We start from the raw sequence: 7,904 nt of genomic DNA, 5'->3' as shown, positions 1-7,904 counted from the left end.
CGGACGCATCGGAGCGATCCGCGACGCGCTCGACGCCAACGGCTTCCAGGATGTGGCGATCATGTCCTATGCGACGAAGTTCGCCTCCGCCTTTTACGGGCCTTATCGCGAGGCGGTCGGCACCGCCGGCCTGCTCAAGGGCGACAAGAAGACCTATTATCTCGACCATGCCAATTCAGACGAGGCGGTGCGCGAGGCCGAGCAGGACATTCTGGAAGGCGCCGACATGATCATGGTCAAGCCCGGCCTGCCCTATCTCGACATCATCCGCCGGCTGAAGGACGAGTTTTCGATGCCGACTTTCGCCTACCAGGTCTCGGGCGAATATTCGATGATCAAGGCGGCGAGCGCCAATGGGTGGATCGACGGCGAGAAGGCGATGCTGGAAAGCCTGCTCGCCTTCAAGCGCGCCGGCTGCGACGGCATCCTGACCTATTTCGCGCCGGAAGTGGCGGAGTTGCTGCGAGGATAGGGCACTCGTTCTATATCAGAGCGCTGCGTTGCTGTAGGATGTGGGCATGAACAAGATCGAAGCAATCAGCAAGTTGCGGAAAAGCGCGGACGCTGTGAAAGGCATGGGCGCCACCGCGCTTTACCTGTTCGGTTCGACTGCTCGCGACGAAACATCAGAGCGCAGCGATCTAGACCTGTTCATCGACTATGATACCAGCAGACGGTTTTCCCTGCTCGATCTCATCGCCATAAAGCAACTGCTCGAAGAGGAGATGGCGGTGGAGGTGGACGTCACGACACGCGACAGTCTCCATCCGATGCTGAAGGAAGACATCGAGCGCTCGGCCGTCCGCGTGTTCTGATGGCTAAGCGCAAGATTGGCCCCATCCTGACGGAAATCCTGGAGGCTCTCGACGGCATAGAGGCAGCGACCGCTGGCAAGACGCTTGAAGAATTTCAGGCTGACTGGCTGTTGAAGCATGGCGTCCAGCGCGGCTTGGAGATCATCTCCGAAGCTGCTCGTCACATACCTAACGATCTGCTTGCGCTTGCTCCGGACGTTCCCTGGAAGCAAGTTCGTGGCATAGGCAACGTGCTGCGGCATGAATATCACAAGATCGCCGACCCGATTGTCTGGGCCGTGGTCGTCGACAGCTTGCCCGCGTTACGCTCCGCCATGGAAATCATCTCCGAATCGCTCGCCAACGGTAACCAAACTTCCGAATCGTGATTCTTTGGCCTGCGAACATATCGGAAGCTGCTTCAGCCTCATTGGGCGAAAACGCAGGAGAATCCCGACGGCAGTCGCCTACTAGGCAAGAACGGCCCCCGCCATCCTCAAGGCAGCCGAAGCAGGCGCTGTAGCGGGTGGATGCGCGGCCGCACCGGTGCTTCCTTCAGCGCATCCTCGTCGTGCTTCGGGCGCGGGATGCCCCAATGCTTGCGGTAGATCTCTTCGAACAGAAAGTGAATGGGGTGCATGGCAACCTCCCTTATTTGCTTGAATCGATTCAACGAACGGCCTGTCAAATAGCGGCTGCGTCGCGGGTCGAGCGTCTCCGGCGCGAGCCGTACCAGCGCATGCGCTCATGCGACCTGCCTTCCGGTATGCCCCAATGGTTCCGGTAGATGTCCTCGAACAGGTAGTTGACGGGATGCATGGCAACCTCCGCTTTCAGCTTGAATCGATCCAATCCGCAGGGCGGTGCCTCCGGTTGGATCGATTCAAAAAATAGCATCGGCAGCGACGATGTCAAGCAAAATTTGAATCGATCCAAGCGCTATGCTATCTGTAGCTCCAAGCAGTGCCCGATGACGGCAAGGAGAACAAATGACGAGACCGGTCAGGCTTGCTGATGTGGCCAGGGAGGCCGGCGTTTCGCACGGAACCGCCTCCAACGTGTTCAGCCGGCCGGAAATCGTGCGGGACGAGGTGAGGGAACGCGTATTCGCTGCTGCAAGCAAGCTCGGCTATGCCGGCCCGGATCCGAAGGGCCGGCTGCTGCGCGCCGGCAAGGTCAACGCGATCGGCGTGGCGACTGCCGAGCCGCTTTCCTATTTCTTCGACGATCCGTTCGCGCGCACCGTCATGTCGGGAATATCGCAAGAGTGCGACGCCACTGGCGCGGGGATATCGCTGGTCTCGGCGGCCAACAAGGAACAGCTCGCCTGGAACATCCAGAGCGCGCTCGTCGACGGCTTCATCGTCTTCTGCGTGGAAGGTGGTTCGCGCCTGGTCGAACTGACCCGTGAACGAAAGCTGCCCTTCGTGACCCTGGATTTCGCCGAGCATGACGACACGGTCGCCACGATCGGCGTCGACGACGTCGCCGGCGCAGGCATGGCGGCCCGGCACCTTGCCGAACTCGGCCACCGGCGCTTCGCCGTTCTCGCGCTGCCGACCATCGAGACCGGCTACGGGCCGACTACCCTGGAGCGTGCGCAAAACGCCATCTATTCGGGTACACGCGACCGCATCCGCGGCTATTTCGAGGTGCTTGCCACGCATGGGATCGACGTAAAAGCGGTCCCGATCTACGAAACCGAGAACGACGAAGCATCCACCCGCGCCGGCATGGAGCATTTGTTCGCCTCGCCGGAGCCGCCGACGGCAATTCTGGCGATGTCGGACCGCATGGCGATGGCGGCGCTCGACTGGCTGCGCGAGCGCGGCATCGAGGTTCCCGGCGAGGTATCGGTGATCGGCTTCGACGGAGTGCCGGAAAGCGCCGTCTCCACCCCGCCATTGACGACCATCGCCCAGCCCATCGTCGAGATCGGCCGCCGGGCCGTGCAGACCATTCTCGGCTTCGACGGAACGATCCGGCGGGAAACCCTGGATGTCGAACTCATCGTGCGCGGCTCAACGGCGCCGCCTCCTTCCGGCAGTTAACCGCGGTTCGGGCGTCTGGGCGGATGGGCGACCGCGCCGATTATCTTTCCGCAACACTCCCGCTTCCCCGCCGCAATAGAGCCTTGCCGGCTTCACACAACTTTACATTCACCCGCAACGGCCGAAACGTTGCGCTTCTAGTCTGGCCCTGTCGCGGCAGAGATGCCGCTTTAGCGAAAGGACCAGCATCATGGAAACGAACCATCCGGAACCGGCCGACCCCTCCGGCGCCCCGCAGAAGAGCTGGGGCAAGCGCATCGCCATAGTCGGCATTGCTATAGCGGCGCTTGCCAGCGCCGGCGTCGCTGGCGCGCTCAGCCAGGACTACGAGCGCATGCAGCGCTTCGGCATGGGCTGGGGCGGCGGCGGACCAGGCATGCACATGCAGGCCAATTTCCGGCACGGCATGGGTTTCGGCGGGCACCGCTTCGAGCGCATGCTCGAGGAGATCGACGCTACACCCGAGCAGGAAGAGAAGCTGGAGGCGATCATGGACAAGCTCCATGACGATGTCCGCCCGATCATGCGCGGCTTCCGCGACACACGAGACGATGTCGCCAAGCTGCTCGGCGCAGGAACAATCGACCGCGAGGCGGCGGAGAAGCTGCGCGCCGAGCGTGTCGCGGCGGCCGACGAAGCCTCGCGCAAGCTGACGACGGCGCTGCTCGATGCCGCCGAGGTGCTGACGGCCGAACAGCGCGCGGAACTGGTCGAGCATTTCGAGGATCGCGGCTGGCACCGCCGCTGGTAAGCTGTACCGGCACGGTTCGAATCGGAGCACATAAACGGGCATGGCGGACCAGGTTCTTATTGTCGACGACGACAGGCGCCTGTCCGCCATGCTTGCGGAATATCTGACGGGCAACGGCTTTCGCGTGCGAGCGGCGGAAACGGCGGGCGCAGGCATTGCCGAGATCGCGCGGCTGTCGCCTGATGCCGTGGTTCTTGACGTCATGCTGCCCGACATGGACGGCTTCGAGGCGCTCAAGCGCATCCGCGCGAGCTCCGATGTGCCGGTGCTGATGCTGACGGCGCGAGGCGACGAGACCGACCGCATCGTGGGGTTGGAGATCGGCGCCGACGATTACCTGCCGAAACCTTTCAATCCGCGCGAATTGCTGGCGCGGCTGAAGGCGATCCTGCGCCGCCGCAATGCCGGCGCGAACGCCTCGCCGCGCATTCTGCGCTTCGGACGGCTGGAGATCGACCCTGCGTCGCGCTCTGCCCGCGTCGATGGGCGCGACTGCCCGATGACCAGCTACCAGTTCGACCTTTTGGTAGCGCTCGCCGAGAATGCCGGTCGCACGCTGTCGCGCGAGCAGCTCATGGACATGGTCAAGGGTGAGGAGCTGGAAGCGTTCGACCGGTCGATCGACGTGCACGTCTCGCGCATCCGCGCCGCGATCGAGATCGATCCGAAACATCCTCGCCGCATCATCACGGTGCGCGGCGCGGGCTATGTCTTTGCCCGTTTCCAGGATGGTGACAGATAGGCCATGCGCAGCAGCCTTTTCGTCAAGATCTATCTCACTGTCCTGGCCAGCCTCGCGGTCGTGGCCATCGCAAGCGGGATATTCGTGCGCATGGGCATGGAACGCGAACATGCCGGCTGGAGCGGCCGGCGCGACGCGTTCATCGCGGCGATGCTGCCGGCAGACTCCGATCCCGCTTTGCTGCAGGCGACGGTGCAGCGCCTCTCCGCCGCCTTCGATGCCGACATCTCCGTCTACGGCCCGCAGGGCCGGCTGCTTGCAGCGGCTGGCCGGCCGGTCCCCCAGGACGAGATCGGATTGCGGCGCAGGATGCACCCCGGCGGGCATCACCTGCTGGTCAGCCGGCTGCCCGATGGAAGAGTGGTCGCGGCGCGGCTGAGAATGCCGTTCGGCCCGGTCGGCCGCACGCCTCTTGCCTATCTCGCGCTGATCGCCGCGGCGATAGGGCTTGCCGCCTTTCCGGTCGTGCGCCACCTCACGCGCCGCCTTGAAGCGTTGCGCCAGGGTGTGGATCGCTGGGGCGAAGGCGCTCTCGACACGCGCGTCTCCGTGCGCGGCAGCGACGAGGTGGCGGCGGTGGCGGCGAGCTTCAACCGCGCCGCCGAGCAGATCGAGCGGCTGCTTGCCGCGCACCGCTCGCTGCTTGCCAATGCCAGCCACGAATTGCGCTCGCCGCTTGCGCGCCTGCGCATGGCGGTCGACCTCGATGCGGACGCACAGAGCGGCCCGGTGCGAGACGAGATCGTGCGCGACCTCGCCGAACTCGACGCGCTGGTGGAGGAAATCCTGCTTGCCAGCCGGCTTGATCATATCGAGAAGCTGGAAAGCGTGGAGCCGGTGGATCTGCTGGCGCTCGCGGCCGAGGAAGGCGCGCGCTCCGGCGTCGACGTCTCAGGCGAACCGGGCGTCGTGTCGGGCGACCCGACACTGCTCACGCGGCTGGTTCGCAATCTCATGCAGAACGCGCAGAGACATGGCGCTCCGCCCGTCACCGCACATGTGGGAACTGAAGGCGGCTCGGTGGTGCTCAAGGTGCGCGATCACGGGCCGGGCCTGCCGGAAGGAACCGGCGAGCGCGTCTTCGAGCCGTTCTTCCGGCCAAAGGGCCGCAGCGAGACGGCCGGCGGCTGGGGCCTCGGCCTGTCGCTGGTGCGCCAGATCGCCTTGCATCACGGCGCAACCGTGCGCCACGAATTGCCGTCCGGCGACGGCGCCTGCTTCGTCGTCACGTTTCCGGCCACATCTTGATGTCGGCGGGCGCTCGACTGGCTGCGCGAGCGCGGCACCGAGGTCTCCTCGACGCCCCACAGTTACCCGATGGGCTGGCCGGTCCCGTCCTTTCGGCGCAGACGTGGAATTCCCAACCTGCTTGCCGCGACCGGCTGTTCGAGGATCGTCGTGAGTTCGGCCGGAAGCATGGTGCGAAGCGGATGCTTGACCGCGACGCCGTCTGCGATGCTGAGCACGCTATCGTAGAACTCTTCTCCGGTCGCCGATTTCGGCGGGGAGGCTTCGTGCATGACGCTGATCACCGTGATGCCGGGGCAATTGTCCTTGATCGCCTGGTGGAAGGCGGTTTTCGCGCCGACGTCGAGCGCGCCCGTCGCTTCGTCGAGGAACAGCAGGCCCGGCCGATGCAAAAGGATGCGCGCGAGCACAAGCTTCTGCTTCTGCCCGCCCGACAGGACCTCGTCCCAGCATTTTCCGTCGCGGCAGGGTTCGCTTAGAAATTCGATGAATTCGCCCAGGCCGGCCTTGTGCAGGGCCGATGCGGTCGCGGCGTCCGAATGGCCGAGATGGCTCTCGGGCAGGCAGACGAGCTGCTTCAGCGACACCCGCGACAGCCTAATATCCTGTGACGCATAGAAGGAGCGGACGCCTTCGGGAAAGACGACGTCGCCGCCGCCATGCGGCCACAGCCCGTTGATCGCCTTCAGGAGGCTGGTCTTGCCGCAGCCGGATTCGCCTTTCATGAAGGTCCATTCGCCGCGGCGGAAGCGCAGATTGGCCGCGGTGACGAAGGGCGCCTCTTGGTCGCCCTCGTGCAGCAGCTCCAGATCGCGGACCGCCAGCCCGAACACTGCATGCTGGCTGCCGAAGCGGAAATCGCACCGCCCGGTGCTGCTGTAGAATTCGGCCGGCCGCTGCACTTTTTCGATGGCGCTGGCGAGATCGCTCACGCGCCTGGCGTTGGCTTTCAGCGTCGCGATCGCCGGCATGACATGGATGAACCAGGAACATTGGCTGATCAGCGAATTGACCAGTTCGGCGCCGGTTATGTAGCCCTTCAGGCTGATCTTTTCGTGCATGTAGGGCAACAGCCCCGGGCCGTAGGCGACGATGCGCGCGCCGAGGAAATCGTAGATCTTCTCGAAAGACATGTAGCCCGAGTGGAACCAGTTCAGGCGCGACCAGGTGCGGTCGATGTCGGTGTAGAGGTTGGCGTGCATCTCCTTCTGCACGACTTCGCCGCGCGCGGCCGCTACATGAAAGCTACGGCGAAGAAGCGTGGTCAACTCGCTGCGGTAGCTGCCTTCGGCGCGCTGGATGGAGATGGTCAGTTGCTCGAGTATTCGGCCGAGCTTCAGGGCGACGAAGGTGTTCAGCGGCACGTAGGCGGCGACGGCCGCGAAGGCGAGGATCGCGCCGCCATAGACGCCCAGAAATTCGAGGCCGGCGACCACAGTGGAGGTTTCGAGCAGCTTCTGGCCGACGAAGAACAGCGAGGTGGCGACGCCCATGACGCCCATTGCCAGGCCGATCGCGCCACCGGTCATGCCCTTGATGGACTCCTGCACGCGCTGGTCGATGTTGTCGGGAGGGGCGAGCGGCGCGCCATCCTGATCGCGGGCGCCATGCTGCAGGTGAAAGTGGGTGTGGTTGGGGTCGAGCAGGGCTTCGTTGAAGCGGCCGTTCAGCCAGCCGCGCCATTTGCGGTGGAGGGTCGTCGAGAAGAGGTGCCGGACACCGATGATGCCGGCGTCCTTGAGGATGACGAGAAGGACCAGCAGGCCGGCATTGCCGAGCACCGTGGCCAGCGGGTTGGCGTTGCCGGGATCATGGAAATAGGCGATCGAGTTGACGAGTTCACCGGAGGCTTCGGCCATCCATACGCTGGTCTTGCTGGATGCCGCAGTGAACAGCGCGATCACCACCGTCAGCGTCCAGGCTTCCTTCCACCGGTTCGACAACCAGTAGGCCCGCATCAGGCCCCAGAAGCCGCACATCGAGGAAACCGGCGTCAATGAAGGGGAATTAGCCCTGCCGCGCCATCTGCGTATAAGCCTTGGCCGAGGTCTTGCGACACCCGCCCGAATCACAGCGTACCCACCCTTTAAGGCCCCTTTTTTGCCATTAAGGTAACACGATTCGGCCATTTTCAAATCGATTTATCTGCTTCCACGCGCCGGGTTGCGGTCATTCTTGATCGCGGCGCTGCCTTTCGGGTCTGCTTTGCCGTGCCGAATCAAGGCTTCCCGCACCAACAGGAGACCTTGAATTTTTTGCGGCTTTTCACCATTTCCGGGTGCGACGGACGCGCAAATGGCACCGCGTTATCGAAAGGA

Annotated in this window: 9 protein-coding genes and 1 pseudogene; 7 read left to right on the top strand and 3 right to left on the bottom strand. The window is 63.9% G+C overall.

Going from position 1 to position 7,904, the window contains the following annotated elements; translation table 11 throughout:
* The 3 genes and pseudogenes from MAXJ12_RS14925 to MAXJ12_RS14915 all read left to right on the top strand — a co-directional run.
* A pseudogene (locus MAXJ12_RS14925) lies at positions 1-472 on the top strand (porphobilinogen synthase); the annotation flags it as partial.
* 46 nt (positions 473-518) lie between these two features.
* Positions 519-815 (top strand): nucleotidyltransferase family protein, encoded by a 297-nt coding sequence (locus tag MAXJ12_RS14920; protein ID WP_008836736.1) that lies wholly within the window; start codon positions 519-521, stop codon positions 813-815.
* Positions 815-1,183 carry a HepT-like ribonuclease domain-containing protein gene (locus MAXJ12_RS14915; protein WP_008836735.1) on the top strand — a complete coding sequence of 123 codons (369 nt, stop codon included), beginning with the start codon at positions 815-817 and terminating at the stop codon, positions 1,181-1,183. The genes MAXJ12_RS14920 and MAXJ12_RS14915 overlap by 1 nt, the downstream gene beginning before the upstream one ends.
* A 107-nt stretch (positions 1,184-1,290) precedes the next feature.
* On the opposite strand, the gene MAXJ12_RS37665 is transcribed toward MAXJ12_RS14915, so the two are convergent.
* Positions 1,291-1,434 (bottom strand): hypothetical protein, encoded by a 144-nt coding sequence (locus tag MAXJ12_RS37665; RefSeq protein ID WP_008836734.1) that lies wholly within the window; start codon positions 1,432-1,434, stop codon positions 1,291-1,293.
* 44 nt (positions 1,435-1,478) lie between these two features.
* Positions 1,479-1,613 carry a hypothetical protein gene (locus MAXJ12_RS39635; RefSeq protein ID WP_280113328.1) on the bottom strand — a complete coding sequence of 45 codons (135 nt, stop codon included), beginning with the start codon at positions 1,611-1,613 and terminating at the stop codon, positions 1,479-1,481.
* Between the two features lie 170 nt (positions 1,614-1,783).
* Between MAXJ12_RS39635 and MAXJ12_RS14905 the strand changes: the two genes are divergently transcribed.
* From MAXJ12_RS14905 to MAXJ12_RS14890, 4 genes are all read left to right on the top strand, one after another.
* A complete protein-coding gene (locus tag MAXJ12_RS14905) occupies positions 1,784-2,845 on the top strand; it encodes a LacI family DNA-binding transcriptional regulator (RefSeq protein ID WP_008836732.1) in 1,062 nt (353 codons plus the stop codon).
* 190 nt (positions 2,846-3,035) lie between these two features.
* Entirely contained in the window at positions 3,036-3,596 is a 561-nt protein-coding gene (locus MAXJ12_RS14900) for a Spy/CpxP family protein refolding chaperone (protein ID WP_008836731.1), read from the top strand.
* A 40-nt stretch (positions 3,597-3,636) separates the two neighbouring features.
* Positions 3,637-4,338, top strand: coding sequence for a response regulator (locus MAXJ12_RS14895; RefSeq protein ID WP_008836730.1), 702 nt, complete (start codon positions 3,637-3,639; stop codon positions 4,336-4,338).
* Positions 4,339-4,341: 3 nt separating this feature from the next.
* Positions 4,342-5,586 (top strand): sensor histidine kinase, encoded by a 1,245-nt coding sequence (locus tag MAXJ12_RS14890; RefSeq protein ID WP_008836729.1) that lies wholly within the window; start codon positions 4,342-4,344, stop codon positions 5,584-5,586.
* A gap of 62 nt (positions 5,587-5,648) precedes the next feature.
* Here the strand turns inward: MAXJ12_RS14890 and MAXJ12_RS14885 are convergent, their stop codons facing one another.
* Positions 5,649-7,565 (bottom strand): ABC transporter ATP-binding protein/permease, encoded by a 1,917-nt coding sequence (locus MAXJ12_RS14885; protein ID WP_008836728.1) that lies wholly within the window; start codon positions 7,563-7,565, stop codon positions 5,649-5,651.
* Positions 7,566-7,904: the final 339 nt, after the last annotated feature.

The sequence above is a fragment of the Mesorhizobium alhagi CCNWXJ12-2 genome (assembly GCF_000236565.1).
GTDB lineage: Bacteria > Pseudomonadota > Alphaproteobacteria > Rhizobiales > Rhizobiaceae > Allomesorhizobium > Allomesorhizobium alhagi.
The sequence above is the reverse complement of the archived record's forward strand: the minus strand, read 5'-3'. Positions and strand labels throughout refer to the sequence as shown.

Coding starts and splice junctions, on each gene's coding strand:
- MAXJ12_RS37665 (WP_008836734.1), bottom strand. CDS start 1,434: ATGCACCCCATTCACTTTCTGTTCGAAGAGATCTACCGCAAGCATTGG.
- MAXJ12_RS14885 (WP_008836728.1), bottom strand. CDS start 7,565: ATGTGCGGCTTCTGGGGCCTGATGCGGGCCTACTGGTTGTCGAACCGG.
- MAXJ12_RS14895 (WP_008836730.1), top strand. CDS start 3,637: ATGGCGGACCAGGTTCTTATTGTCGACGACGACAGGCGCCTGTCCGCC.
- MAXJ12_RS14890 (WP_008836729.1), top strand. CDS start 4,342: ATGCGCAGCAGCCTTTTCGTCAAGATCTATCTCACTGTCCTGGCCAGC.
- MAXJ12_RS39635 (WP_280113328.1), bottom strand. CDS start 1,613: ATGCATCCCGTCAACTACCTGTTCGAGGACATCTACCGGAACCATTGG.
- MAXJ12_RS14915 (WP_008836735.1), top strand. CDS start 815: ATGGCTAAGCGCAAGATTGGCCCCATCCTGACGGAAATCCTGGAGGCT.
- MAXJ12_RS14905 (WP_008836732.1), top strand. CDS start 1,784: ATGACGAGACCGGTCAGGCTTGCTGATGTGGCCAGGGAGGCCGGCGTT.
- MAXJ12_RS14920 (WP_008836736.1), top strand. CDS start 519: ATGAACAAGATCGAAGCAATCAGCAAGTTGCGGAAAAGCGCGGACGCT.
- MAXJ12_RS14900 (WP_008836731.1), top strand. CDS start 3,036: ATGGAAACGAACCATCCGGAACCGGCCGACCCCTCCGGCGCCCCGCAG.